The following is a 24,508-nucleotide window of genomic DNA, read 5'->3' on the forward strand; positions in this document are numbered from 1 at the left end:
CGCTACCCAACCTCGACCCGCGTATCCGCGTGTCCCGCCCCTTCGGCAAATTGCCGGAGGCGATTGCGCAGGTGGTCGCCATTGAGGAAGGCGTAGTCGGCAGGCAGGTGCAATACCAGCGTGTCCCCATCGCGGCTGAAATGCGTCCTGGGCAGAATACCCGGCATGGCAGCCGTCATCGGATAGGCAACCCGCATCAGCGAGCCGATCAGCCGCGCCCGTGCCGTCAACTCCGGAGAGCCCAGCGGTACCAGCACCAGGGCGGCCTTGCTCTTGAGCCCGTCATATCGGACCGCCAAAGTCTGGGCGAGGAAGGAACGGCCCGGATGATCCACGCCGGTCAGCGAACCATAGGCCACGGCATCCACGCTCTGCGGACCACGATAGTCCGGATGCGAGCGCCAGCCGATATCGGCCAATAGACAGGCGACAATGCGCAGCCGCATCTCGTTGGGCGTCTCGGCCAGATCCGCGCATTCGAAGTACTGGCTGGTGAACTCGATCAGGTCATTGGCGTGCGCTGGCGAACGCGACCGCAAGACAGACAGCTCCTCCGCGCCCTGGATGAGCGGGTCGATGGCGCGCTCGCGCTCGTCAAGCATGCCGTAGAGATAGCCTTCGCGCACGCCCAGTGCAGAGAACACGACACTCTCGAATTTGCCGGCCTTGAGAATTTCGCTCAGCGCCGCCGCACCAAACGGCACCAGTTCCCGGCGAGAATTGCTGACGCTGCCTGAACCCGGATAACCCTTGAGCGCGTCTGCCGCGACGATCTCATCGCAGAAGGCGATCATTTCGGCCGCCGGCACCACATAGTCCTGCACCATGTGCAACGGGTAGTCGCGGACCGATTGGTGCAGCTTGGCGAGCGATCGCCAGGTGCCACCAATGGCTGCGAATTGGGCGCCGCTTCCGGCCTTCTTCAGGATCGAGCCTTCGAGCCGGGACTGCACGAGCGCAGCGGCCTTCTTTGGCGAGCCCTCGGAATCGTCCTGCAGGCGGATGACACCGAGCTCAAAACTCTCGCCATTGGTATCGAATCCGTCGGCGATATCGGAGAGTTCAAGGCTTCCGCCGCCAAGGTCTCCGACAACGCCACAAAACCCCGGAATACCCGCAACCACGCCAAGCGCAGCATAGTGAGCTTCTTCCTCGCCGCTGAGAACGCGGACGGGCGCCTCCATCACCGCTTCCACAGCCGATACGAACTCGGCGCGGTTTGTGGCGTCCCGCACGGCCGAGGTCGCCAGGATATAGACCTTGCCCACGCGCATCATGCGCGCCACCAGTGCGAAGCGCTTCATCGCCTCGATGGCCTTGTCCATATTGGCGTCCGCCAGCCGCCCGCTCTGCGCGATACCCCGCCCGAGCGCACAGGCCGATTTTTCGTTGTAGAGCGGTGTCAGGGCGCGCGCATGGCGCTCATAGACCACCAGACGAACCGAGTTGGAGCCGATGTCGAGTACAGCGACCGGCCGGGCGCCCTTGATGCGCCCCTGCGCGGTCGGATCGGCGTCGACGCCCCAGAACTGTGTCAAACTCAAGCCTCGTCGCTCTCCACCATGCCGGCGCTGCCGCGCCCGGACAGGGAAGGATTGGTCATGAAGTAGTTATGGGCATTGAAGGGTTCCTCACCCTCCGCCAGCCTGATCCGATGCGAACTGCCATCGGGAAGGACTTCCCAGCTTTGCTGGTTGTCCTTGAGATAGGCAACCATGATCTGGTCGAGAATCTGTTTGTGCACGGTCTTGTTGAGGATCGGCACCATGACTTCGACGCGGCCATCCAGGTTCCGGCCCATCAGGTCGGCCGAGGAAATATAGATCTTGGCCCGTTCAGAGGGCATCACCTCGCCATTGCCGAAGCAGTAGATGCGGCTGTGCTCGAGGAAACGCCCCACGACCGACTTCACCCGGATATTGTCCGAAAAGCCGGGTATGCCGGGCCGCAGGCAACAGATGCCCCGCACGATCAGGTCCACTTTCACGCCCGCTTGGCTCGCATCATAGAGCGCGTCGATCACCTGCGGATCGACCAGCGAGTTCATCTTGAGCAGGATGGAGGCCGGCTGGCCGCTGCGGGCCAGTTCGATCTCGCGGGCAATGTTGTCGACCAGCGTCTGGCGCAGATTGACCGGCGAGACGGCAATGGTTTCAAGCTCGGTCGGCCGCGCATAGCCGGTAATGAAGTTGAACACCCGCGCCACGTCCCGCGTGATGGCCGGATCGATGGTGAAGTAGCTCAGGTCAGTGTAGATCTTGGCGGTAATCGGGTGGTAGTTGCCGGTCCCGATATGGCAATAGCTGACAAGCTTGCCCTTTTCGCGCCGCACCACCTGGCTGAGCTTGGCGTGGGTCTTGAGCTCGATGAAGCCGAACACGACCTGGGCCCCTGCCCGCTCCAGATCACGCGCCCAGCGGATATTGGCCTCTTCGTCAAAACGGGCCTTGAGCTCGACCAGGCAAGTGACCGACTTTCCGGCCTCGGCCGCCATGATCAGGGCCTTGACGATGGGGCTGTCCGATGAGGTGCGATAGAGCGTCTGCTTGATCGCGACGACGTCGGGATCACGCGCCGCCTGCATGAGGAACTGTGCCACCACGTCAAAACTCTCGAACGGGTGGTGAACCAGGATGTCCTTGGCACGGATGGCGGCAAAGCTGTCGCCATTATAGTCGCGGATGCGTTCCGGGAACCGCGCCAGATAGGGCGGAAACTTGAGGTCGGCCCGTTCGATATCACAGATCTTGCGGGCGTCGGCCAACCCCAGGAATCCGTGCACCTCGAACACATCGGCATCCTTGACGCCAAGCTGCTCGCCGATCTGGCGCTTCAGCGCCCGCGGCATGGACCGCTCGATCTCAAGCCGGATCACCTGCCCGCGCCGGCGCTGGCGCAAGGCGCTTTCGAACTCGACCACAAGGTCGGCCGCCTCGTCGTCGATTTCGATTTCGCTGTCGCGGATGATGCGGAAGGCGCCGGAGCCGACCACCTCATGGCCCGGAAACATCTTGTGGAAGAACAGCTTGACCAGGGTGTCGATGGTCACGACCTCTGACCGGCCTTCGGAGACCAGTCCACTGGGCAGGTTGATGAAGCGGTCCAGATTGCCCGGAATGCGCACCAGCGCCGTCAGCGGCTGGTCGCTATTGGGGCGTTTGAGCTCAAACGCGAGCGCCAGCCCGAGATTGGGGATGAACGGAAAGGGATGCGCCGGATCGACCGCGATCGGCGTCAGCACCGGGAAGATTTCCTCGCGGAACAGCTTCTGCAAATAGGCCACCTGATCGGTGGTCAGATCGTCTGCTTCGTGGATCACCACGTTCTGCGCAAACAGTTCTTCGCGCAGTTCCTTCCAGTGATCCTGTTGCTCCAGTTGCAGGTGCTGGGCCAGGGTCGCGATTTCCTCAAGCTGCTCGGCCGGCGACAGGCCATCGGCGCTCTGCTTGGTCATGCCGGCGCGGATCTGCCCTTTGAGGCCCGCCACGCGCACCATGTAGAATTCATCGAGATTGTTGGCCGAGATCGACACGAACCGCAGGCGCTCGAGCAGCGGATGGGATGGGTTGCCGGCCTCTTCGAGCACCCGCATGTTGAACTGCAGCCAGCTCACCTCGCGATTGACGAAGCGGGCCGGACTGGTGCGCAGCGCCTCGACATCGGGGACCGAACTCTCGGCTTCGGCAAACTCGCTTATTTCATTCATCGGTTTCGGCGTCCCAATCCTGTTGCCGGCCGGCCCCCCGCACTGCCTGGCGCTGCGAGAGGGCCTCCGACGCTATCGCGCGGGTAATGGCCGACCCCTTTGCAAGGGCCAGCCTGTCCATCAAGTCGACAAGGGCAGCGGCTTCTTCGGGGCTGCGCTCCATGCGCGGCACCACATAGCCGATGACCTTGGGATCGATCCTGATCTGCCGATCCCCGAACAGTTTCACGAACATCTGTGACAACTCGATGTCGTCGCTGACTTCCAGTCGGAAAACCGGCGCACGGCGCACCCGTGAGCGCACATCATCGGTCCGCAGCGGCCAATGCGCAACATCTTCCCGTGCGCTGAGCAGCAAAGTTCGCTCGCCCCGCATGGCCTGGTTGAGCAGGTGGAACAGGTCATGTTCGTCATAACCGAGGCGATCGACATCCTCGATCACCACCGCTTGCCGCCCCTCGGCCGACGCGATCGCGCCAATGGTCTCTGGCGTCACCACGATCGCTGCGCTCCTGTCGGCGAAAATACGGGCCAGATGTGACTTGCCCGAGGCGGCCGGGCCGATCAGCAGCGTCACCCCGTCGGGCCAATGCGGCCAGGCCAGGATGCGGGCATGTGCCAGCGCGTTGCCGGCGCCAACCAGAAAGTCATCCTCGGCATGCGATGGTTCGTGGCCCAGTTCGAGCGGCAATTGCCGCGGTCCGATGTCAGAGTGCGGCATCGTCACTCTGCGTCCGCCGCCTCGGCCCGAGATAGAGCGCACTTTCCTTGTACTTGCGCACCCCATAGCGGACCAGCACGGAGGCAATGGCCGCCATCGGCACCGCCAGCAACAGGCCGACAAAACCGAAAACCGCCCCAAGGGCCAGCAGGGCAAACATCATCCATACGGGATTGATGTTGATCGATGATCCCACCAGCTTGGGATAGAGAATATTGCCCTCAATGAACTGCCAGAACAGATAGATGCCGGCGACCAGCACCACCATCCACCAATTGGGCGCAAACTGGACGATGGCGATGCCAACGGAAAGTCCGAGCCCGACCGTGAAGCCGACGAACGGGATGAAGCTCAGCAGCCCCCCGATCAGTCCCACGGCAAGCCCGTAGTTAAGTCCGATCAGGCTCAGCGCCGTCGCATAGAAGGCCGCATCGAGCAGCAGCACGCTGCCCTGTCCACGGATGACGCCGGCCATGGATTTGTCGATTTCGCGCAGGATGCCTTTCACTTCGCCCTTGTGCTCCTTGGGCAGCAGATCGTCGATCCCGCGAACCATGCCTTCCCAGTCGAGCAGCAGGTAGAATGCAACGACCGGCGCCAGAACGGTAAAACCGACAACGGCAGCGCCGGTCAGCCCGATATTGACCAGTTCGGCGGGCAGGGTTGCAATGAAACCCAGGGCCTGGCGGGCGAGGTCATTGAGGCTGTTCTGCAACTGCGCCGCCCGCTCGGGGCCAAGCCAGGCATTGATTTCCGGTGACCAGGCAACCGCAAGCTCCTGCAGGTCCGCAACATAGCCCGGCAGGCGCTGGATCAGCCCGATCACCTGCTGGCCGATCAGCGGCACGAACATGAAGAAGATGCTCACGACCAGGGTGAGGACGCTGAACAGCACCACCACGGTGGCCCAGACGCGGTTGAACCGCCACTTCTGCAATTGGTTCACCAGCGGGTTGAGCAGATAGGCCAGGGCCGCGCCCACCACGAATGGCAGGAGGATGCCGCGGAATACCCATAGCGACAGGATCAGGGCCAGCAGCAACCCGATCCAGATGAACACTTGATTTCTGAGTGCCATGAAGCCGGGCAGCCCTTGCGTCTAGGTAATCGAAAAGCTATCAGGCCCTCTAACGGCCAACACCGAAAATTTCAACCAACCCGGTTCGCGCGCAGCCATTTGCGCCCGCAATCCCCAGCATGGCAAGAAGGCTCATGTCCGACGCACAAAACCTGCCATCAAACGGTCTGTCATACAAGCAGGCCGGTGTCGACATTGATGCCGGCAATGCCCTTGTGGAAGCCATCAAACCGGCCGTCCGGTCCACCCGCCGCCCGGGCGCCGATGGCGAGATCGGCGGCTTCGGCGGATTGTTCGATCTCAAGGCCGCCGGCTTCGTCGATCCGGTGCTCGTCGCCGCCAATGACGGCGTCGGCACCAAGCTCAAGATTGCCATCGACACCGGCAAGCACGACACGATTGGCCAGGACCTCGTCGCCATGTGCGTCAACGATCTTGTCGTGCAGGGCGCAGAGCCCCTCTTCTTCCTCGACTACTTCGCCACCGGCAAGCTGGACGTCGCGCAGGGTACCGCCATCGTCGAAGGCATCGCCCATGGCTGCCGCCTGGCCGGTTGCGCCCTGATCGGCGGCGAAACCGCCGAGATGCCGGGCATGTACCATGGCAATGACTACGACCTGGCCGGCTTTGCGGTCGGCGCCGCCGAACGCCATGCGCTGCTGCCCCGCAAAGACATCGCAGCCGGCGACACTCTGGTCGCCATTGCCTCATCGGGCGTCCATTCCAACGGCTATTCGCTGGTGCGCAAGATCGTGGAACTCTCGGGCCTAGCCTGGGACGCCCCTGCCCCCTTCGCCGAAGGAAAGTCGCTGGCCGAAGCGCTGCTCGAGCCGACCCGGATCTATGTGAAGCCCCTGCTCGCGGCGCTGCGCGATGGCCTCGGCATCAAGGCGTTGGCCCATATCACCGGTGGCGGCTTCATCGACAACATTCCACGCGTACTGCCCGATGACCTGGCTGCCGATATCGATCTCGGCGCCGTCACCGTCCCGGCGGTTTTCGGCTGGCTCTCCAAGGTTGGCGGCATGAGCGAGCGCGAAATGCTGCGCACCTTCAATTGTGGCGTCGGCATGCTGGTGGCGGTTAGCCCGGAAGATGCCGAAAAGCTCGTCGCCAGCCTGACCGCGTCGGGCGAAATCGCGGCTGTGGTTGGTCAGTTGACCGCCCGCGCCGCTGAGCCCGTCACCTTCCGGGGCGCGCTGGCGCTGTGACCCGGAAACGTGTCGCCATACTGATTTCGGGCCGCGGCTCCAACATGGCGGCGCTGATTGAGGCCGCCAGGGCGCCGGACTATCCGGCCGAGATTGTGGGTGTGCTCTCGAACCGGGCTGCCGCGCCCGGCCTTCAGACCGCCGCGGCCAATGGCATCGCCACGGCCTCGCTTGCACAAAGCAAGTTCCCCAGCCGCGACATGTTCGAGGACACCATGACCCAGGTGCTGGAAAGCTGGGGCGCGGACTATGTCTGCCTTGCCGGCTTCATGCGCATATTGGGCGAAGACTTCGTCAATCGCTGGCAGGGCCGGATGATCAATATCCACCCCTCCCTGCTGCCTGCCTACAAGGGTCTCAACACGCATGAGCGCGCTCTGGCCGATGGCGCGACCGAGCATGGCTGCACCGTTCATTTCGTCACGCCTGGCCTCGACGAAGGTCCCGCCATCCTCCAGGCCCGGGTCCCGGTATTGCCCGGCGACACGCCCGATACGCTCTCGGCACGCATACTGGTCGAGGAACATCGCATCTACCCAGAGGCCCTGCGCATGCTGGCGAGCGGCGAAGCCGCCCTCGCCTAGCTCAGGCCGGCGGCGTAGATGCGCCTCAAAGTCGGACCGACGGCTCGCCGCCCCCGATCCATCACAACAATTGATGGCGCCCATCGTCAAAATCGGTTCGACCTTTGTTCTGCCGAAGCGTAGCGTGCCGCCTTCTCGAATGGGGAAGCGAAAATGAGTCTGCGTGACTGGTTCTGGATCATCCTTCTGGGCGCCATCTGGGGGTGTTCCTTCGTGTTCAACGCGATTCTGATCCGTGAACTGGGGCCGCTCTGGGTCACCACCCTGCGCGTCGGCATCGGTGCTCTGGGGTGTTGGGCGGTGCTCTTCGCCTTGCGCAAGCCCATTCCGCGCGACCCCGTTCTATGGCTGCAGCTGGCCGGTCTCGGCGTCATCGCCTACGCCATCCCCTTTGCTCTGTTCCCGATGGCCCAGGCCCATTTGGCCAGCGGCATCGCCGCCATCATCAACGCGCTGACGCCCATGGTCACGGCGGTCATTTCCCATTTCTGGATCGGCGGCGAAAGGGCCACGCCCACCAAGTTCACCGGGGTGGCCATCGGCTTTGTCGGCGCTGCCATACTGGTGTCGCCGGCACTCTCGGAGGGCGGAAACTCCCATCTCTGGGCCGTAGCGGCCTGTCTGGGCGCGACCCTTTGCTACGGCTTGTCGCTCAACATCACCCGAAGCTTCAAGCATATCGAACCCACCGCCTTTGCCGCGATCGCGCTGACCGGGGCGTCATTGGTGGCGGCGCCGGTCGCGTTTTTCACCGAAGGCACGCCACATATGACGCAACCAGCGACCTGGGGCGCGGCTCTGGCCATCGGCCTGCTCTCGACGGCGTTCACCTTCCAGGTCATGTACCGAATCCTGCCGCGCGTCGGCGCCACCAATTTTGCCACGACCACGTTCATCGCGCCGATCTCGGCGCTGATTATCGGTGTCACCGTGCTGGGCGAAACCATTCTGCCCATCCAGATACTGGGCATGCTGGTGATCTTTTTCGGTCTGCTTTTCATTGACGGGCGCATCCGCCAGGTCTGGCAACGCGCGACTGCCTGAGCCAAGGAACCTCCCTGCCTAGCCGGCGTTGCCTCGGCAGGAGGTTACCATGCCCGAACCCAGACCAGACATCGATCCGCGGCCGATCCCTGAAATCGTCCCGCAACCCGAGCCGGCCCAGCCGCAGCCCGTCGATCCGGTGCCGCCCGGCCCAGTCGAGGTGCCGCCGGACCAGCCGGTGGAAGAGCCCTACCCCACGCCTTTTCCAGACGCTCCACCCGGGGCAGGCTACGATCCACGCGCCGGGGAGGTCTAGCATGCCCGGTCCGCGCGACGACGATGACGTTCCGCACAACAAGCCACAGCCGGTGCCGCCCATGCCGGTCGGCCTGCCAACCGGCGACGCGGACCATCCGCACACCTCACCCCTGAATAGTGACGACGACACAGAAGAGCCCGATCCCGGCCTGCCGCCGGAACCGGGCCATGACATCAATCCGTAGCGGCGGCGTTACTCGATGCCGAGCTTGGCCTTCATCATCTCGTTGAGTGCCTGCGGGTTGGCCTTGCCGCCCGAGGCCTTCATGGCCTGACCGACGAACCAGCCAATCATTGTCGGCTTGGCCTTGACCTTCTCGACCTGGTCCGGATTGGCGGCGATGATCTCGTCGACGATCTTTTCGATCGCCCCAAGGTCCGTCACCTGCTTGAGGCCGCGACGTTCCACGATTTCGGCCGGGTCGCCTTCGTGTTCCTCGGCGATCAGGATCTGTAGCACGTCCTTGCCGCCCTTGGACGAAATCGTGCCTCCGGCAATGAGGTCGACCAGCCCCGCAATCTGTGCCGGCTGCAAATGGGTTTCCCAGACGGCAAGACCCTGGCTATTGGCATAGGCGGCGACGTCGCCATTGAGAATATTGGCAACCGCCTTGCCATCGCGCTTGCTGCCACCGTGGGCCACGCAGGCTTCATAATAGTCCGCCGTTTCGCGATCGAGCGTCAGCACCATGGCATCATAGGGTGTCACCCCATAATCGGAAATGAAGCGGGCCTGCTTCTCGTCCGGCAGTTCGGGCAGGTGCTGGGCCAGATCGGCGATGAAGGCATCGTCGAATTCGAGGGGCAGCAGGTCCGGATCGGGGAAGTAGCGATAGTCGTGCGCTTCTTCCTTGGAGCGCATCGAGCGGGTTTCGCCAAGCTTTGGGTCGAACAGGCGGGTTTCCTGGTCGATGGCGCCGCCATCTTCCAGAATGTCGATCTGACGGCGGGCCTCATACTCAATGGCCTGGCCGGCAAAGCGGATCGAGTTGACGTTCTTGATTTCGCAGCGCGTGCCGAATTCGCCGCCGGGACGGCGCACCGAGACGTTGACGTCGGCGCGCATCGAGCCCTGCTCCATGTTTCCGTCACAGGTGCCGAGATAGCGCAGGATGGTGCGCAGCTTCGAGAGATAGGCCTTGGCCTCCTCGGACGAGCGCAGGTCAGGCTTGGAAACGATCTCCATCAGGGCCACGCCCGACCGGTTGAGGTCGACAAAGCTCATGTTCGGGTGCTGGTCGTGAATGGACTTGCCGGCGTCCTGTTCCAGATGCAGGCGCTCGATACCAATCTCGATCTGCTCGCCGTCGACATCGAGCAAAACCTTGCCCTCGCCCACGATCGGGTCCTTGAACTGGGAAATCTGATAACCCTGCGGCAGGTCCGGATAGAAATAGTTCTTCCGGTCGAAGACCGAGCGCTTGTTGATCTGTGCCCTCAGGCCCAGACCCGTGCGAACGGCCTGGCGCACGCACTCTTCGTTGATGGTGGGCAGCATGCCGGGCATGGCCGCATCCACGAAGCTGACATTGGCATTGGGCGGATTGCCAAAGGCCGTGGACGAGCCCGAGAACAGTTTGCTCTCGCTGGTGACCTGGGCGTGCACCTCCATGCCGATGATCACTTCCCAGTCGCCGGTCGAACCGGGAATCAGGCGCTTCTTGTCGGGGGTGCGGGTATCAACGAGGGTCACTGGGCAGTCCTGAAAGACAAGGCAAAACTAGGCATCTGATTAGCCGTCTTGCCATGGCGTTGCAACTGCTTCGGCTCGGGTCAGTCTTCCTCGATTTCCCCGTCATAGGGTCGCAGGCGCTTTTCCAGATGAACGCTTACGAATGGGTCGTGTCCATCCCGGCCATCCGGGCGCAGCGCCAGGATACGATAGCCCTGCCGCTCGTAGAAGCGCACCGCACGCACATGGTCCGCCGGGGTTTCCAGATGCACACGCTCCGCGCCCTGCAATTCGAGCATGGTCTCCATCCGATTGAGAAGCATCGCGCCGATGCGGTGGCCCTGCATCTCAGGAATGACGAACAGGTATGGAATGTAGCTGCGCCCGGCCACGCGGGAACACCAGCCCACCACGATCTCGTCGATCTCGGCCACGATGGTATGGCGCCAGCCATGACCGACGGCATGCGACAGGCGGCGGCGCTCGGCCTCGCGCAGACCGGGCTTGTCCGTCAGGATCGGCAGGATGCCGGTTTCCCAGGCCCGGTAGGCGATATCGGCCAGCCGCGGGGCATCGGCTATTTCCGCCTTGCGTATCCGAATGCCCGGCATCTGCGCCTCCTACTTGGCTCGCTTGCGCGCCGCGATGATGCCCTTCTCATAATTGATGTTCCAACTGATCAGGGTCCGCCAGATAAGTTCGGCCTGATCCTCGTCGAGATCAAGGTCCAAACTGCGCCCCCGAACCTTCGTGATGATCGCCTCGATCCGGACCGGGTCAAAGGCCTCGTGCGGATCCGTCTTGATCTCTGCCATCCGCGTCACATAGCCATGGCGCTCCGCGAACAGGGCAAGCAGCGCCTGGTCGATGCGGTCGATCTCGACCCGCACGTCATCCTTGGTTTCGCACTCTGCTGGCAGTTTGGCAGCGGTCACGTCTGTCCCCTCGTGTGTATATGGTGTTGCTGGTTTGCACCGGCGGCCCGGCGATTTCAACCCGAACCGCGTCGGCAATATGGCGCAGAGCCCCGCCGCCAGCTATCAATGGGGCATGTCTAGTCAGTCTGAGATTGCCTGAGACCCCGTCCTTTTCAGGCGGGGCATGAATGAACCGGACGTCGCCGAGCCCTGTGCATCGGCGCGGCCAAGTTTGTTCGCGGGTCGAAAGACCCGCCATTCCAGGCTTCAGACATTTCCATGGATATTTCCCGGACCGAACAGCGGGTGCTGCACGCCCTCGCCCAGGGCGGCTGCATCGCCGTTATCAAGGACGAGCGCGGCAAGATAGTCGAATTCGAGTTTTTCAATCGCGATGGCTGGCTGATGAGCGGGCTGACACCGCTCATCTTCAACAAGCTCAAGGCCAAGAAAGCGATCAAGTCGCAGGGCGGCCACCCCTATCGCATCACCAGACGCGGACTGGAACTGGTGCGCAGCCAGGTGGATAACCGGTGAACTCTTCACCTCTCCCTCTGGGGGAGAGGTCGACCCTCTTGGGTCGGGTGAGGGGGCCTTGACTTCAGGTGGGGTACAAAGGCCCCCTCACCCGTCGGCAACGCCGCCGACCTCTCCCCCAAATGGAGAGGTAAGCCTAGTGCCGCGTGACGTCGCTCAGGGCGGCAGCGATATGTTCCCACTCCTGCGACACGCTGGCAGTGGCGCGGCGCTTGCCGGCGCGGCGATACCAGTAATCGGCATTGCCCATGTCGGCTTCGATCCAGTGCATCAGGGCGTGCACCCAGTCAAAGGCCTGTACACCCTCCATGGACTGGACGATGGCATGCGCCTTTTCCCATTCGGGTCCCACGCGCAACTCGCCCTTCTTGAGCCACCACAGGGCCTGGAGCGGCTTGCTCATGTCCTTGGGCGGCTCGGACCAGTCGAGCGAAGTGAAGATATCAACGGCCATCGGCGCTTTTCCTGTTGGCCCGGACGCGGATAGGGGGCGCGTCTCCACCAGTTTCAACTTGTGCATTGGCCGCAAATAGTGCGGAACGGCGGCGCAATCAAGCGCCACCGTTTGCGTAACAGGTTAAGACCTACCACCACTGCTTGGGTGCGAAGTCCCCGCCGGCGCTCTTTTCGATGACGCGAGCCGCGGCAAAAAGCGTCTCTTCGTCGAACGGCTTGCCGATCAGTTGCAGGCCCAGAGGCAGCCCCTGCCCGTCCTTGCCGGCCGGCACCGCAATGCCCGGCAGGCCGGCCATGTTCACGGTGACCGTGAAGACGTCATTGAGATACATGGCCACCGGATCGCTCGCCAGGGCCTCGTCGCCGATGCCGAAAGCGGCGGACGGCGTCGCCGGGGTCAGGATGGCATCGACGCCAGCGTGGAAGGCATCCTCGAAATCCTTCTTGATCAGCGTGCGGACCTTCTGCGCCTTGACGTAGTAGGCATCGAAATAACCGGCGCTGAGCACATAGGTGCCGATCATTATACGGCGCTTGACCTCGCGACCGAACCCCGCGGCGCGGGTCAGTTCGTACATGTCGGTGATGTCCTTGCCGGATACACGCAGGCCATATTTGACGCCATCATAGCGCGCCAGGTTCGACGACGCCTCGGCCGGCGCCACGATGTAATAGGCCGGCAGGGCATATTTGGTGTGCGGCAGGGAAATGTCCTTGACCGTCGCACCCTCGGCCTTGAGCCATTCGAGGCCCTCATGCCAGAGCTTTTCGATCTCGGCCGGCATGCCGTCCATGCGGTATTCCTTGGGAACGCCGATGGTCAGACCCTTCACGCCGCGCTCGACGGCCGCCGCGAAATCCGGCACCGGCAAGTCGACGCTGGTCGAATCCTTGGGATCGAACCCTGACATCGACGTCATCAGGGTCGCCGCGTCTTCCACGGTGCGGGCAATCGGGCCCGCCTGGTCCAGCGAAGAGGCGAAGGCCACCGTGCCCCAGCGCGAGCAGCGGCCATAGGTCGGCTTGATGCCCACAGTGCCGGTAAAGGCCGCCGGCTGGCGGATCGAACCGCCGGTATCGGTTGCCGTGGCGCCGGCGCAGAGCCAGGCGGAGACCGCCGCAGCCGAACCGCCCGAGGACCCGCCCGGCACCAGATTGGCATTGCTGCCCTCGGCGCGGAACGGGCTGACAACCGGGCCGTAATACGACGTTTCGTTGGACGAACCCATGGCGAACTCGTCCATGTTGAGCTTGCCCAGCATGACTGCGCCATCGCGCCAGAGATTGGCAGTGACGGTGGATTCGTATTCGGGCTTGAAGCCATCGAGGATATGGCTTGCCGCCTGGGTATGGACGCCCTTGGTGGCAAACAGGTCCTTGATGCCCAGGGGAATGCCTTCGAGCGCACCGGCTTCACCCTTGGCGAGCTTTTCGTCGCTTGCCTTGGCCATATCCCGAGCCTGGTCCGGCGTGGTGGCAACATAGGCGTTGAGCTTGGGATTGGCTGTCTCGATGGCCGCGACATAGGCGTCCGTCAGTTCGAGGGCGGTAAAGCTCTTGTTCTTGAGGCCCTTGCGGGCGTCCGCGAGGCTCAGCTTGGTCAGGTCAGTCAACGGGGATCTCGCTTAGATTGTCGCAGCGTGTGTAGAGCGTCGCACCGGGCGTCGCAACCTCACTGCTCGTTTCATATTGGCCAGAGGCGGCCAGGGCGGCGTCATAAGCGGACACCACCTGAATCTGGGTTTCGTTGTAGGGCGTCACCGCGAACATGTCGGGATAGACTGCGCCCGGCAATTCGCAGATGGCATCGATGAACAGATGCGTGCTGCCATCACGGGTTTTGACGTCAAAGAAATTGCAGTGGAACTCCATGGACTGGATGCCATCCTCGAAGCTCAGGCTGAGGAAATCCACGTCCATCCACGCATCCAGCCCATTCTCCTCCAGCGCCTGGCAGGCAGCGGGGTCGGACACGTAAAGGTGGTCACGGTCGATGCGCAGGTCCTCCTGCGCCAGAACGGGTGCAGCCAGCATGAACAATATGGGCGCCGCCAGTCGCTTCACGCCGCCTTCTCCGCGTCGAGGCGCAGCTCGAAAAAGGCTGACCATTCGCTGTCGGGATAGTCGAGGAACGGACCGCGCGGCACAAACCCGTAACGCGTGTAGAGCCGATGGGCTTCGGCCATGCCCTCGCCCGTGCCGGTTTCCAGCATGACGACGGGCAGATTGCGCTCCTGCGCGAGGCCCACGATGCGCTCCAGCAATTGGCGCCCGACACGCTGTCCGCGCACTTCGGGCACCGTGTACATGCGCTTGACCTCGCCCAGTTCCGGGCCGTGCATCTTGAGTGCACCCATGCCAACGGCTTTGCCGGCTTCGTCTCGAGCGACGAAAAGCGTCGTGGCACTGTCGGCCATCTGCTCGACCGTCATTTTGAACTGGAATTCCAGTGGCGAAAGCGGCAGCAGATGGTCGTTGAGCCGGGCCACCAGGCCACGCACATCGTCCTGCAGGGGCGTCTCGATGGCGATCGAGACGGTCATTTACTCCACCACCTTGGGGACCATGAAGAAATTGTCCTCGGTCAGCGGCGCGTTGGCGACGATCTTCTCGGCGTAATTGCCATCCGTCACGACATCATCGCGGCGGCGCAGGGTCATCGGCGTCACCGAGGTCATCGCCTCGACGCCCTCGACATTGACCTCGGCCAGTTGCTCGACAAAGCCCAGAATCGCATTGAGCTCATTCTGGTAGCCGGCGACTTCCTCCTCCTCGATACGGATGCGGGCTAGGCGCCCGATGCGCTTGACGGTGGCGGCGTCGACAGACATGCGATAACTCCTGCGGAAACGGCGTATTGCCGCGTTATTAGCAACGCGCCGCAGCAAATGACAATGAAAATGCCTTATGCGAGGGATCAGGCTTCCACAGCCAATCCCGGCTCCAGGGCAACAAGCCCGGTGCCGTCAAGCATCGGTCGCACCGCTTCGAAGGCGTCGCCGACCTCACTCTCGTCACCTGCAAGCGCGACCAGTCGCGGCGAACGCGCTTCGAACAGCGCCGCAGCGCGGGCGGCCAGCCCTTGGGCAAGCAGCACCACGACTGCACCGTCGGCCCATCGGCCGAGCGCGGGAACCGGCCCGCCAAGGAACAGGAGCGGCATTTCGTCGTCACCCTCGACAAGCAGGCTGCCCGGCCCAACGGTCCACAACCGGACCGGCCGCATGGAGTCGCCCGCATCGAGCAGCCGTTCCGCTGCCCGGGGCTTCCAGGTCAGGGCCTCGGCGGCCGCGAAGCTCTCGCCGAACGTCACGACGCGATCGGCCCCGCTGACCAGTTCCCCCTGGTCGATCCCTGCCGGCGCCGATTGTGGATCGATGACGACGACCTGTCCTCCAATCTGGACGCGAAATGTCGAACCGCCAAACCAGGTGAGCTTCATGACCCTTTTCCGTCGCCAAACTTGCCATGGCAGCCTATAGGACAAACCACACCTGTCCAGCGAGCCCCTCTTGATCGAAGATCCCCTCAACGCCATCCCCGACACCGGCAAGATTCTCGGTCTCGATCTGGGCACCAAGACCATCGGTGTCGCCCTCTCCGACGGCATGCGCTATTCGGCAACGCCACTCGAAACCATCAAGCGGACCAAGTTCACCCAGGATGCCGAACGCATCCAGCAGCTGATTGCCGAGAATCAGGTGGTCGCCATCATCTTGGGCCTGCCGCTCAACATGGACGGCACCGAGGGTCCGCGCGTACAGTCGACCCGCGCCTTTGCCCGCAATCTGACCCCGAAGGTGAACTTGCCGATTGCCTTCTGGGACGAGCGTCTGTCCACCTCCGCCGTCACCCGCATGATGATCGAGGCCGATTTGCGCCGCGACCGCCGCGCGGAGGTGGTCGACAAGCTCGCCGCCAGCTACATCCTGCAGGGCGCGCTGGACCGGTTGCGCAGCCGCTAGCCATTTCGCCGCAGCGCGCCCGGTGTTTCCCCGAACAATTGCTTGAAGGCCCTGCCGAAGGCGGCCTCGGACTGGTAGCCGGCGCTCCGCGCGATCTGGCCGACGCTGTCGCGACCCGCCACGATGGACAATCGAGCCTTTTGCAGCCGCCATTCGGCCAGGTAACGCATCGCCGGCAGCCCGACTGTGTCGGCGAACCGCGCCGCAAACCCGGACCGCGACATGCCGGCCAGCCGTGCAAGCCGCTCCAGTGTCCAGTCCTCGGCCGGCGACCGATGCATCGCCGAGAGCACGCGACCCAGCTGCCGGTCGCGCAGCGCCGCAAGCCAGCCGGTCTGCGCTTCCGGGGCACCATCGATCCAGGCGCGAATGGCCTGGATGATGAGAATGTCCGCCAGCCGGGTGATGACCGCCTCGCCGCCCGTCTTCAGCGCCGCCGCCTCATGCGCGATCAGGTCCAGCGTACTGCGCAGCCAGCCATCTGCGGCATCGTGCCAGCGATCGACGACAAGCAGGCCACCTCGCGACTTTACCGACTTCTGTCGCCAGGCCGCTCAGAACGGTGCATGGCGCCAGGCAGCGTGAGCCATGAACACCCTGCTGACACGACTTCTACTGGCCCTGGGCGCGGTCGCCGCCCTGGGCCTGTCCCTCGCCATCCTGTTCCTTCCCGGGCCCTTCTATGCGAGCTATGGCATCGATCCCACGGGCCAGACGAGCCTGCTCAACGAGCTCAAGGCCCCTGCCCTTGTGATCATGGCTGGGGGCCTCATCCAGGCCCACGCTATTGTCCAGCCACGCGGCCAGGCCTTCGCCCTGGGTATCGGCCTCGTCTTCTACCTGGGCTTCGGGCTGGCCAGGCCTGCCGCGCTGGCAAGCGATGGTCTTCCGTCTACGGCGCTCCTCGGTGCGATGGGCTTTGAGATCGCCATCGGACTGCTGTTTGGCCTTGCCCTTTGGCGTGACCGTCTCCCTGCCAACTCTGGATAAATGCGTGAAACCGGACGGGGTACCTTGCCCCGTCCACCTCACTCGGCTAGACCGCAGCAAATCGCAAGGGATGCGACATGCCGCACAGCTCCAGCGCCGCCGGGTCCTCCGGCGACTTCCCCCCGTTCCGACAGCGCCATCTGATTTCCATCGCCGATCTCAAGCAGCACGAGATCATCGACCTGCTCGACCGCGCCGAGCGGATGATCGCGGTGTCACGACAGGAACGCAAATCGCTCCCCACGCTATCGGGCAAGACGCAGATCAATCTGTTCTTCGAGCCATCCACCCGCACCCAGTCGTCCTTCGAGATTGCCGGCAAGCGCCTCGGCGCGCTGGTGGTCAACATGTCGGTCAAGACCAGCTCGGTGTCCAAGGGCGAGACCCTCGTCGACACCGCAGCGACGCTCAACGCCATGCGCCCTGACGTGCTGGTCGTGCGCCATTCGGCCGCTGGCGCCGTGGAACTGCTCAGCCAGAAGGTCGGCTGTTCGGTGGTCAATGCCGGCGACGGCGCCCACGAGCACCCCACTCAGGCCCTGCTCGACGCACTCACCATCCGTAACCACAAGGGCACGCTTGCCGGCCTGACAGTCGCCATCTGCGGGGATATCGCCAATTCCCGCGTGGCGCGGTCCAACCTGCTGCTGCTCGGGGCGCTCAATGTGCGCACGCGTGTGATTGCACCGCGCACCCTGCTGCCTGCCGGCATCGAACACCTCGCCACCGAAGTCTTCACCGACATGGAAGAGGGCCTCAAGGGCGTCGATGTGGTGATGATGCTGCGCCTCCAGCACGAGCGCGCCAATGGCAAGATGATCCCCTCGGTGCGCGAATATTACCGCTTCTACGGGTTGGACGAGCAGAAGCTTTCCTATGCCAGGCCCGATGCCATCGTCATGCATCCCGGCCCCATGAACCGCGGTGTCGAGATCGATCCGGCGATCGCGGACAGCGAGCGCTCGGTGATCACCGATCAGGTGGAAATGGGCGTGGCCGTCCGCATGGCCGTGCTCGATGCGCTCCTGCCGGCAAGGAACGAACCATGACCCGCCCCCTAATCATCGACAATGCCCGCATCGTCGACCCGGCCTCCGGCACTGATCAGGTCGGCGCCGTCCTCATCGAGGATGGACGCATCAGCGATCTTGCCATCGGCGGCCCGGCCGGCGTGCCTGACGACGCCGAAGTCATCAACGCCGCTGGTCACGTGCTGGCGCCAGGACTGATTGACATGCGCGTCTTTGTCGGCGAGCCCGGCAAGGAATATCGCGAGACACTGGCCTCCGCGGGCGCGGCTGCGGTCGCGGGGGGCGTCACCAGCTTCGTGATGATGCCCGACACCACGCCGGCCGTCGACGACGGGGCCCTGGTCGACTTTCTCATTCGCCGTGCCGAAGCCCAATCCCCGGCCCGCATCCTGCCCGCCGCAGCCATCACCAAAGGTTTGAACGGCAAGGAGATCACCGAATTCGGTCTCCTCAAGGAAGCCGGCGCCGTCTGCCTGACCGATGGCGCGCAGTCGATCCAGTCGACCGCCCTGCTGCGCAGCGCCATGGGCTATGCGGCGAATTTCGACATGCCCTTTGTGCATCACGCGGCCGATGCCGGCCTTGTGGGCGACGGCGTCATGAATGAAGGACTGTTCGCCACGGTTCTGGGGCTGAAGGGTATTCCGCGCGAAGCCGAGACCATCCCCCTCGCGCGCGACTTGCAACTTGCGGCCCTCACACGCGTTCGCTACCACGCGGCGCAGATTTCGACCGCCGGCTCTGTCGCCCTGGTCGAAACCGCCAAGACCCGTAGCAGCGCCGTTACCGCTGGTCTGTCGATCAACAATCTCTGCCTCAACGAAAACGACATCGGCCGCTACCGCACCTATTTCAAGCTCAACCCGCCATTGCGCAGCGAGGACGATCGCCAGGCGATCATTGAGGGTCTGCGCGCGGGCATCATCGACACCATCCACTCCGATCACGATCCCCAGGACAGCGAGGTCAAGCGCCAGCCCTTTGCCGAGGCCTCAAACGGCGCCATCGGCCTCGAAACCCTGCTCGCCGCGGCCCTGCGTCTGGTCCATTCAGGCGACCTCGACCTGATGACCATACTGCGCGCCATGACCTGCCGCCCCGCGGAAATCCTCGGCCTCGAAACCGGCCGGATCGCGCGCGGCGCACCCGCCGACCTGACGCTGGTCGACCTCGACTATCCCTGGCAGGTCACCGAGAAGAGCTTCCGTTCCCGCTCGCGCAATACCAGCTTCGAGGGCGCCCGCATGCAGGGCAAGGTCATGCGGACAATCGTGGGTGGCAAAGTGGTCTTCGTCCACGAGGATGCCGCGTGACCATCCCGTTTTTCGATGGTCACAATGATACGCTCCTGCGCCTGCTCGAACACAATCGCGCGGACAAGATCGAGATGTTTGTCCAGGGCAGCGTCAGGGGCCATATTGACCTGCCACGTGCCCGAGCCGCAGGCATGTCCGGCGGCTTCTTCGCGATGTTCCCGCCGCCGATCAAGACGGATTTGGCCAGCGTCGCCAGGAACCCGATGGGCGACGGCGAACTACCACCCGAACTCGCCATTGCGGACGCCCTGAAATCCACCAATGGCATGGCCGCGCTGCTGCTTGGGCTCGAACGCGCAGGCGCCCTCGACATCTGCCGCTCGGCAGCCGACATCCGCGCCGCCATGGCCGACGACAAGCTCGCAGCCATCTTCCATATCGAAGGCGCCGAGGCCATCGACACCGATTTCCGGTCCTTTGAAGTGCTCTATGCAGCTGGCCTCCGCTCCATCGGCATCACCTGGAGCCGTGCCAATGCCTTTGGTACGGGAGTGCCTTTCCGGCACAATGCCGATCCTGACATCGGACCCGGCCTCAGCGACGCCGGCAAGGAGCTGGTTCGGCTGTGTGACACGCGCGGCGTGATGATCGACCTCAGCCATCTCAATGCCGCCGGCTTCCGCGATGTGGCCGCCATTTCGACCAGGCCGCTCGTTGCCACCCATTCCAATGTCCATGCGATCTGTCCGGGAACCCGCAATCTGGTCGACTGGCAGCTCGCCGCAATTCGGGACAGCGGCGGCGTCGTCGGCCTCAATTATGCGACTGGTTTCCTGCGCCCGGATGGACAGTTCCGCGCCGATACACCCATCGACCTGATGGTGCGCCACCTCGATGCCCTCGTTGAAGCCTTGGGCGAGGATGGGGTGGCCCTGGGCTCGGATTTTGACGGCGCCATGGTGCCGGCCGAGATCGAAGACGTGACGGGCGTCCCGAAACTGCTCCAGGCGCTGCTTGACAAGGGCTACGGCGAAACCCTGGTCCGGAAGATTGCCCTCGACAACTGGCTAAGCGTCATCGAGCGGACCATCGGATAATCTGGCCATTGCCGCGCTTCACCCCGCACCTCCCCAGTGAGGGAGAAGAGGCGGGATGTACGCGAACGGATGCCTCAGAACGGCACGTCTTCGGAGCTATCGGTCTTTTTGGCGGCTGTCTTCTTTGCCGGGGCCTTCTTGGTTGGCGCCTTTTTGGCAGCCGGCTTCTTTGCCGCGGCCTTTTTCGCCGGCGCCTTTTTCTTGCCGCCGGTAGCCTCGGCCCGCGCCGCGATCAGGGCAATCGCCTGTTCCAGCGTCACATCCTCGGGCTTCAGGTCCTTGGGCAGCGTCGCATTGACCTTACCCTGGTTCACATAGGGCCCATAACGGCCGGCGCGGACGGTGATCGGCCCACCGTCATGCTCGAAGGTCTGGATCGCCGCCACCGCAGCACCGCCCCGGCCCCCACGGCCACCACTGGCCGCCTTCTGTGCGATCAGATCCACGGCCCGGTTGAGGCCAACCGTGAACACCTCTTCCACATCGGGCAGATTGGCATATTTGCCGTCATGCAGCAGGAAGGGCCCATAGCGCCCCAGCCCTGCCGAAATCGGGAGACCGGTTTCCGGATGCAGGCCCACTTCGCGCGGCAGCGAGAGCAGTTGCAGCGCCTTCTCAAGCGTCAGGCTCGCCGCATCCCAGCCCTTGGGAAGCGAGGAGCGCTTGGGCTCCTTGCCCTCGCCCAATTGCACATACGGGCCGAAGCGCCCGGACTTGAGGAACACTTCTTCGCCGCTTTCAGGGTCGGTGCCGAGCACGCCATCCCCGGCAGCCGCTTCCGAGGACTGGCCCGTGGCCGCGTCCGAGAGTTGCATCGTGTGCTTGCATTCGGGATAGTTTGAACAGCCGATAAAGGCGCCAAACTTGCCGAGCTTGAGCGACAGAGTGCCAGTGCCGCAGGTCGGGCACTTGCGCGGGTCGGACCCGTCTTCGCGCGCCGGGAAGATGTGGTCGGCGAGCATGTCGTTGAGTGCGTCGAGCACTTCGGAGACGCGCAGGTCCTTGATCTCTTCGGTCGCGACCGTGAAATCCCTCCAGAAGTCGCGGAGCAGCACCTTGTAGTCGAGCTCGCCGGCGGAGACCTGGTCGAGTTGCTCTTCCAGATGCGCCGTAAACCCATATTCGACATAGCGCGAGAAGAAGCTCTCGAGGAACGACGTCACGATCCGGCCGCGATCCTCGGGATGCAGCGCCTTGCCCTCGAGCTTGACGTAATCGCGGTCCTTGAGCGTGGTCAGCGTCGCGGCATAGGTGGACGGCCGGCCGATGCCCAGCTCTTCCATCTTCTTGATCAGGCTCGCTTCGGTATATCGCGCCGGCGGCTGGGTAAAATGCTGCTCGATCTCGACTTTCTTCAGGTCTGGCTTGTCACCGACCTTGAGCGGCGGCAGTTCGCGGCCGTCTTCATCGTCCTCGTCGCCATCGCTCTTTGCCTCGACGCCATAAAGCGTCAGGAATCCCGGGAAGGTGACAACCGAGCCGGTTGCGCGGAGCGCCACGGCGCGGCCCGGCACGTTGACAGCAATGTCGACGCTGGTCCGGTCGATCTCCGCCGAGGCCATCTGGCTCGCCAGCGTCCGCTTCCAGATCAGGCCATAGAGCTTGGCCTGGTCCGCATCGAGATTGAGGCTCTCGGGCCGCTTGAACATGTCGGTGGGGCGAATGGCCTCGTGCGCTTCCTGCGCATTCTTCGCCTTGGTCTGGTAGATGCGCGCCTTTTCCGGGAGATACTCCTCGCCGAAATACTTCCCGATCACCGAGCGCGCCATGGCAATGCCTTCCGGCGCCATCTGCACCGCGTCGGTACGCATATAGGTGATCAGCCCGTCCTCGTAGAGCCGCTGGGCGATCTGCATTGTCCGGTTGGGCGAAAGCCCCAGCCGCGACGATGCATCCTGCTGCAGGGACGACGTGGTGAATGGCGCGTAAGGGTTACGCTTGGTGGGCTTCTTTTCGACGTTCGACACATTGAACTGACCGGCTTCGATCAGTTTCTTGAGCGCCGCCGCATCCTCGCCCGTCTTGATGTCGAGCTTGTCTGTCTTCTTGCCGTCCACCGAAAAAAGCCGCGCGAGGAAATTCTTGCCGCCCTGCGCCAGCTGCGCTTCGACCGACCAGTACTCATCGGGCCGGAATTTCTCGATTTCGCGTTCGCGGTCGGAGACCAGCCTCAGGGCGACCGACTGCACGCGGCCCGCCGAGCGAGAACCGGGCAGCTTCCGCCAGAGGATAGGCGAGAGCGTAAAGCCCACCAGATAGTCAAGCGCCCGGCGCGCCAGATAGGCGTCCACCAGCGGCATGTCGATGTCGCGCGGCTTGGCCATGGCCGCCGTCACGGCGTCCTTGGTGATGGCGTTGAACACCACGCGCTGGACCGGAATGTCTTTCTTCAGCGCCTTCTTGGCGCGCAGCACGTCCAGAATGTGCCAGGAAATCGCCTCGCCTTCGCGGTCAGGGTCGGTCGCCAGGATCAGCCCATCGGCCCCCTTCAGCGCCGAGGCAATGTCGGCGACGCGCTTTTTTGCCGCTGTGTCGACTTCCCAGGACATGGCGAAATCTTCGTCCGGACGGACGGAACCGTCCTTGGCCGGCAGGTCGCGGATATGGCCGAAGCTGGCCAGGACCTCATAATCCTTGCCCAGATATTTGTTGATTGTCTTGGCTTTAGCCGGACTTTCAACGACGACGACCTTCATTCGGATATCCGTTCCGCAACAGCATTCAAAGAGCGCGCAACATGGTGAAGGCGCCAGCCGGTGTCAACGGGGAGCCCCGGCAGCCGTATTTTCACTTCATCGGTATTCGCCGATAGAGGGCTTGCACAAGCCCTTCCATACATGCTCTGCTGTTGTTGCGCGTTCTGCGCCTCGCCACAGCACCAATATCTCTGAATGCGACGCACCCTGCTTGCCTGCGGAGGTCGCCTCGCGTTCACGGCAATCGAGGAGAATCTTCAATGCAATATCGCAAGCTTGGAAACAGTGGGGCCGTCGTCTCGCATCTCTGCCTCGGCACCATGACCTTCGGCGCGGAATCCGACGAGGCCACGTCCAACGCATTGATGAACGCCTATGTCGAGGCAGGCGGCAATTTTCTCGACACCGCAGATGTCTATTCGGCGGGCACTTCGGAGGAAATCGTCGGCCGCTGGCTGAAGTCGCGAAAACTGCGTGATCTCGTCATCGCCACCAAGGGCCGTTTCCCCATGGGCGATGGCCCCAATCATATCGGTCTGTCGCGCAAGCATCTTGTCGAGGCCCTTGAGGCCTCGCTCAAACGCCTCGGCGTCGAGCAGATCGACCTCTACCAGATGCACGCCTGGGACGCGCTGACCCCGATCGAGGAGACGCTGCGCTTTCTCGACGACGCGGTCAGCGCCGGCAAGATCGCCTATTATGGCTTTTCCAATTTCCTCGGCTGGCAACTGACCAAGGCCGTCTGGATCGCCAAGGCGCAGGGCTTTGCCCCACCGGTCACGCTGCAGCCGCAATACAACCTGCTGGTCCGCGACATCGAGCACGAGATCGTCCCGGCCTGCCAGGACGCGGGCATGGGCCTGCTGCCCTGGTCGCCCCTTGGCGGTGGCTGGCTGTCCGGAAAATACAAGCGCGACCAGATGCCCACCGGGGCCACGCGCCTCGGTGAAAATCCCAAGCGCGGCATGGAGGCCTTCGAGGCCCGCAATGCCAAATCCCGCACCTGGGAGATAATCGGCGCGGTCGAAGATATCGCCAAGGCGCATGGCGTCAGCATGGCGCAGGTCGCCCTGGCCTGGACCGCCGCGCAGCCGGCTGTAACCTCGGTGATCCTGGGCGCACGCACCAGCGAGCAGCTCCTGGACAATCTCGGCTCGGCCGACCTGACATTGACGGCCGAGGAACTGCATCGGCTCGATACGGTCAGCAAGCCCGAAATGGCCGACTACCCCTATGGCACCGGCGGCATCAATCAGCGGCATCGCAAGATCGAAGGCGGCCGCTGAGAT

Annotated in this window: 27 protein-coding genes and 1 pseudogene; 12 read left to right on the forward strand and 16 right to left on the reverse strand. The window is 63.5% G+C overall.

Annotation, left to right across the window (positions count from 1 at the left end; translation table 11 throughout):
* Positions 1 to 2: 2 nt before the first annotated feature.
* From K1X15_RS08465 to K1X15_RS08480, 4 genes are read right to left on the reverse strand one after another with little or no spacing between them, the layout of a single operon-like run.
* A complete protein-coding gene (locus tag K1X15_RS08465) occupies positions 3 to 1,544 on the reverse strand; it encodes a Ppx/GppA phosphatase family protein (RefSeq protein WP_220307022.1) in 1,542 nt (513 codons plus the stop codon).
* Complete coding sequence (locus K1X15_RS08470; protein WP_220307023.1) at positions 1,541 to 3,706, reverse strand: RNA degradosome polyphosphate kinase; 2,166 nt, start codon at positions 3,704 to 3,706, stop codon at positions 1,541 to 1,543. The genes K1X15_RS08465 and K1X15_RS08470 overlap by 4 nt, the downstream gene beginning before the upstream one ends.
* Complete coding sequence (locus tag K1X15_RS08475) at positions 3,699 to 4,427, reverse strand: P-loop NTPase family protein (protein ID WP_220307024.1); 729 nt, start codon at positions 4,425 to 4,427, stop codon at positions 3,699 to 3,701. The genes K1X15_RS08470 and K1X15_RS08475 overlap by 8 nt, the downstream gene beginning before the upstream one ends.
* On the reverse strand, positions 4,414 to 5,505 hold the full coding sequence (locus K1X15_RS08480) for an AI-2E family transporter (RefSeq protein WP_220307025.1): 1,092 nt from the start codon (positions 5,503 to 5,505) through the stop codon (positions 4,414 to 4,416). Before K1X15_RS08480 ends, K1X15_RS08475 begins: the two co-directional genes overlap by 14 nt.
* Positions 5,506 to 5,639: 134 nt before the next feature.
* Between K1X15_RS08480 and purM the strand changes: the two genes are divergently transcribed.
* The 5 genes from purM to K1X15_RS08505 all read left to right on the forward strand — a co-directional run bounded on the left by purM (position 5,640) and on the right by K1X15_RS08505 (position 8,787).
* Positions 5,640 to 6,716, forward strand: a complete 1,077-nt coding sequence (purM, locus tag K1X15_RS08485; protein WP_220307026.1) for a phosphoribosylformylglycinamidine cyclo-ligase — start codon at positions 5,640 to 5,642, stop codon at positions 6,714 to 6,716.
* Between the two features lie 44 nt (positions 6,717 to 6,760).
* Positions 6,761 to 7,300, forward strand: coding sequence for a phosphoribosylglycinamide formyltransferase (gene purN, locus K1X15_RS08490; RefSeq protein ID WP_240549750.1), 540 nt, complete (start codon positions 6,761 to 6,763; stop codon positions 7,298 to 7,300).
* 153 nt (positions 7,301 to 7,453) lie between these two features.
* Positions 7,454 to 8,344: a DMT family transporter gene (locus tag K1X15_RS08495; protein WP_220307028.1), complete on the forward strand. Its 891-nt coding sequence runs from the start codon at positions 7,454 to 7,456 to the stop codon at positions 8,342 to 8,344.
* Positions 8,345 to 8,393: 49 nt separating this feature from the next.
* Entirely contained in the window at positions 8,394 to 8,600 is a 207-nt protein-coding gene (locus K1X15_RS08500; RefSeq protein WP_220307029.1) for a hypothetical protein, read from the forward strand.
* A 1-nt stretch (position 8,601) separates the two neighbouring features.
* Positions 8,602 to 8,787, forward strand: a complete 186-nt coding sequence (locus K1X15_RS08505; RefSeq protein ID WP_220307030.1) for a hypothetical protein — start codon at positions 8,602 to 8,604, stop codon at positions 8,785 to 8,787.
* Positions 8,788 to 8,795: 8 nt separating this feature from the next.
* On the opposite strand, the gene gatB is transcribed toward K1X15_RS08505, so the two are convergent.
* From gatB to K1X15_RS08520, 3 genes are all read right to left on the reverse strand, one after another.
* Positions 8,796 to 10,295, reverse strand: a complete 1,500-nt coding sequence (gene gatB / locus K1X15_RS08510; RefSeq protein WP_220307031.1) for an Asp-tRNA(Asn)/Glu-tRNA(Gln) amidotransferase subunit GatB — start codon at positions 10,293 to 10,295, stop codon at positions 8,796 to 8,798.
* Between the two features lie 80 nt (positions 10,296 to 10,375).
* A complete protein-coding gene (locus K1X15_RS08515) occupies positions 10,376 to 10,885 on the reverse strand; it encodes a GNAT family N-acetyltransferase (RefSeq protein WP_220307032.1) in 510 nt (169 codons plus the stop codon).
* Positions 10,886 to 10,894: 9 nt separating this feature from the next.
* Entirely contained in the window at positions 10,895 to 11,209 is a 315-nt protein-coding gene (locus K1X15_RS08520; protein WP_220307033.1) for a chorismate mutase, read from the reverse strand.
* Positions 11,210 to 11,470: 261 nt separating this feature from the next.
* Between K1X15_RS08520 and K1X15_RS08525 the strand changes: the two genes are divergently transcribed.
* Entirely contained in the window at positions 11,471 to 11,728 is a 258-nt protein-coding gene (locus tag K1X15_RS08525; protein ID WP_220307034.1) for a YjhX family toxin, read from the forward strand.
* Positions 11,729 to 11,864: 136 nt separating this feature from the next.
* On the opposite strand, the gene K1X15_RS08530 is transcribed toward K1X15_RS08525, so the two are convergent.
* The 6 genes from K1X15_RS08530 to K1X15_RS08555 all read right to left on the reverse strand — a co-directional run bounded on the left by K1X15_RS08530 (position 11,865) and on the right by K1X15_RS08555 (position 15,626).
* Positions 11,865 to 12,182, reverse strand: coding sequence for a hypothetical protein (locus K1X15_RS08530; RefSeq protein WP_220307035.1), 318 nt, complete (start codon positions 12,180 to 12,182; stop codon positions 11,865 to 11,867).
* Positions 12,183 to 12,312: 130 nt separating this feature from the next.
* Complete coding sequence (gene gatA / locus K1X15_RS08535) at positions 12,313 to 13,797, reverse strand: Asp-tRNA(Asn)/Glu-tRNA(Gln) amidotransferase subunit GatA (RefSeq protein WP_220307036.1); 1,485 nt, start codon at positions 13,795 to 13,797, stop codon at positions 12,313 to 12,315.
* On the reverse strand, positions 13,790 to 14,248 hold the full coding sequence (locus K1X15_RS08540; protein WP_220307037.1) for a hypothetical protein: 459 nt from the start codon (positions 14,246 to 14,248) through the stop codon (positions 13,790 to 13,792). The genes gatA and K1X15_RS08540 overlap by 8 nt, the downstream gene beginning before the upstream one ends.
* Positions 14,245 to 14,727, reverse strand: a complete 483-nt coding sequence (locus K1X15_RS08545; RefSeq protein ID WP_220307038.1) for a GNAT family N-acetyltransferase — start codon at positions 14,725 to 14,727, stop codon at positions 14,245 to 14,247. The genes K1X15_RS08540 and K1X15_RS08545 overlap by 4 nt, the downstream gene beginning before the upstream one ends.
* The gene (gene gatC / locus K1X15_RS08550) at positions 14,728 to 15,015 is read right to left on the reverse strand and encodes an Asp-tRNA(Asn)/Glu-tRNA(Gln) amidotransferase subunit GatC (RefSeq protein WP_220307039.1); all 288 of its coding nucleotides are present in this window, start codon (positions 15,013 to 15,015) and stop codon (positions 14,728 to 14,730) included.
* Positions 15,016 to 15,101: 86 nt separating this feature from the next.
* The gene (locus tag K1X15_RS08555; protein ID WP_220307040.1) at positions 15,102 to 15,626 is read right to left on the reverse strand and encodes a hypothetical protein; all 525 of its coding nucleotides are present in this window, start codon (positions 15,624 to 15,626) and stop codon (positions 15,102 to 15,104) included.
* 70 nt (positions 15,627 to 15,696) lie between these two features.
* Between K1X15_RS08555 and ruvX the strand changes: the two genes are divergently transcribed.
* Positions 15,697 to 16,149, forward strand: coding sequence for a Holliday junction resolvase RuvX (ruvX, locus tag K1X15_RS08560; RefSeq protein WP_420828367.1), 453 nt, complete (start codon positions 15,697 to 15,699; stop codon positions 16,147 to 16,149).
* Here ruvX and K1X15_RS08565 read toward each other — a convergent pair.
* Positions 16,146 to 16,442 (reverse strand): helix-turn-helix transcriptional regulator, encoded by a 297-nt coding sequence (locus tag K1X15_RS08565; protein WP_220307041.1) that lies wholly within the window; start codon positions 16,440 to 16,442, stop codon positions 16,146 to 16,148. The genes ruvX and K1X15_RS08565 overlap by 4 nt on opposite strands.
* 72 nt (positions 16,443 to 16,514) lie before the next feature.
* Positions 16,515 to 16,664: pseudogene (locus K1X15_RS21595) on the reverse strand (cupin domain-containing protein); the annotation flags it as partial.
* Positions 16,665 to 16,737: 73 nt separating this feature from the next.
* Between K1X15_RS21595 and K1X15_RS08575 the strand changes: the two are divergent.
* The 4 genes from K1X15_RS08575 to K1X15_RS08590 all read left to right on the forward strand — a co-directional run bounded on the left by K1X15_RS08575 (position 16,738) and on the right by K1X15_RS08590 (position 20,523).
* Positions 16,738 to 17,139: a DUF4345 domain-containing protein gene (locus tag K1X15_RS08575; RefSeq protein ID WP_220307042.1), complete on the forward strand. Its 402-nt coding sequence runs from the start codon at positions 16,738 to 16,740 to the stop codon at positions 17,137 to 17,139.
* Between the two features lie 77 nt (positions 17,140 to 17,216).
* Entirely contained in the window at positions 17,217 to 18,188 is a 972-nt protein-coding gene (locus tag K1X15_RS08580; RefSeq protein WP_220307043.1) for an aspartate carbamoyltransferase catalytic subunit, read from the forward strand.
* Entirely contained in the window at positions 18,185 to 19,483 is a 1,299-nt protein-coding gene (gene pyrC, locus K1X15_RS08585) for a dihydroorotase (RefSeq protein ID WP_220307044.1), read from the forward strand. The genes K1X15_RS08580 and pyrC overlap by 4 nt, the downstream gene beginning before the upstream one ends.
* Positions 19,480 to 20,523 (forward strand): dipeptidase, encoded by a 1,044-nt coding sequence (locus tag K1X15_RS08590; RefSeq protein WP_240549698.1) that lies wholly within the window; start codon positions 19,480 to 19,482, stop codon positions 20,521 to 20,523. The genes pyrC and K1X15_RS08590 overlap by 4 nt, the downstream gene beginning before the upstream one ends.
* A gap of 74 nt (positions 20,524 to 20,597) precedes the next feature.
* On the opposite strand, the gene topA is transcribed toward K1X15_RS08590, so the two are convergent.
* Positions 20,598 to 23,219, reverse strand: coding sequence for a type I DNA topoisomerase (gene topA, locus K1X15_RS08595; RefSeq protein ID WP_220307045.1), 2,622 nt, complete (start codon positions 23,217 to 23,219; stop codon positions 20,598 to 20,600).
* Between the two features lie 260 nt (positions 23,220 to 23,479).
* Between topA and K1X15_RS08600 the strand changes: the two genes are divergently transcribed.
* Entirely contained in the window at positions 23,480 to 24,505 is a 1,026-nt protein-coding gene (locus K1X15_RS08600; RefSeq protein ID WP_220307046.1) for an aldo/keto reductase, read from the forward strand.
* Positions 24,506 to 24,508 lie beyond the last annotated feature (3 nt).

The sequence above is a fragment of the Devosia salina genome, from assembly GCF_019504385.1.
Lineage (GTDB): Bacteria > Pseudomonadota > Alphaproteobacteria > Rhizobiales > Devosiaceae > Devosia > Devosia salina.

Coding starts and splice junctions, on each gene's coding strand:
- K1X15_RS08470 (WP_220307023.1), bottom strand. CDS start 3,706: ATGAATGAAATAAGCGAGTTTGCCGAAGCCGAGAGTTCGGTCCCCGAT.
- K1X15_RS08475 (WP_220307024.1), bottom strand. CDS start 4,427: ATGCCGCACTCTGACATCGGACCGCGGCAATTGCCGCTCGAACTGGGC.
- K1X15_RS08480 (WP_220307025.1), bottom strand. CDS start 5,505: ATGGCACTCAGAAATCAAGTGTTCATCTGGATCGGGTTGCTGCTGGCC.
- purM (WP_220307026.1), top strand. CDS start 5,640: ATGTCCGACGCACAAAACCTGCCATCAAACGGTCTGTCATACAAGCAG.
- purN (WP_240549750.1), top strand. CDS start 6,761: ATGGCGGCGCTGATTGAGGCCGCCAGGGCGCCGGACTATCCGGCCGAG.
- K1X15_RS08495 (WP_220307028.1), top strand. CDS start 7,454: ATGAGTCTGCGTGACTGGTTCTGGATCATCCTTCTGGGCGCCATCTGG.
- K1X15_RS08500 (WP_220307029.1), top strand. CDS start 8,394: ATGCCCGAACCCAGACCAGACATCGATCCGCGGCCGATCCCTGAAATC.
- K1X15_RS08505 (WP_220307030.1), top strand. CDS start 8,602: ATGCCCGGTCCGCGCGACGACGATGACGTTCCGCACAACAAGCCACAG.
- K1X15_RS08515 (WP_220307032.1), bottom strand. CDS start 10,885: ATGCCGGGCATTCGGATACGCAAGGCGGAAATAGCCGATGCCCCGCGG.
- K1X15_RS08525 (WP_220307034.1), top strand. CDS start 11,471: ATGGATATTTCCCGGACCGAACAGCGGGTGCTGCACGCCCTCGCCCAG.
- K1X15_RS08530 (WP_220307035.1), bottom strand. CDS start 12,182: ATGGCCGTTGATATCTTCACTTCGCTCGACTGGTCCGAGCCGCCCAAG.
- K1X15_RS08545 (WP_220307038.1), bottom strand. CDS start 14,727: ATGACCGTCTCGATCGCCATCGAGACGCCCCTGCAGGACGATGTGCGT.
- gatC (WP_220307039.1), bottom strand. CDS start 15,015: ATGTCTGTCGACGCCGCCACCGTCAAGCGCATCGGGCGCCTAGCCCGC.
- K1X15_RS08555 (WP_220307040.1), bottom strand. CDS start 15,626: ATGAAGCTCACCTGGTTTGGCGGTTCGACATTTCGCGTCCAGATTGGA.
- K1X15_RS08575 (WP_220307042.1), top strand. CDS start 16,738: ATGAACACCCTGCTGACACGACTTCTACTGGCCCTGGGCGCGGTCGCC.
- K1X15_RS08580 (WP_220307043.1), top strand. CDS start 17,217: ATGCCGCACAGCTCCAGCGCCGCCGGGTCCTCCGGCGACTTCCCCCCG.
- pyrC (WP_220307044.1), top strand. CDS start 18,185: ATGACCCGCCCCCTAATCATCGACAATGCCCGCATCGTCGACCCGGCC.
- topA (WP_220307045.1), bottom strand. CDS start 23,219: ATGAAGGTCGTCGTCGTTGAAAGTCCGGCTAAAGCCAAGACAATCAAC.
- K1X15_RS08600 (WP_220307046.1), top strand. CDS start 23,480: ATGCAATATCGCAAGCTTGGAAACAGTGGGGCCGTCGTCTCGCATCTC.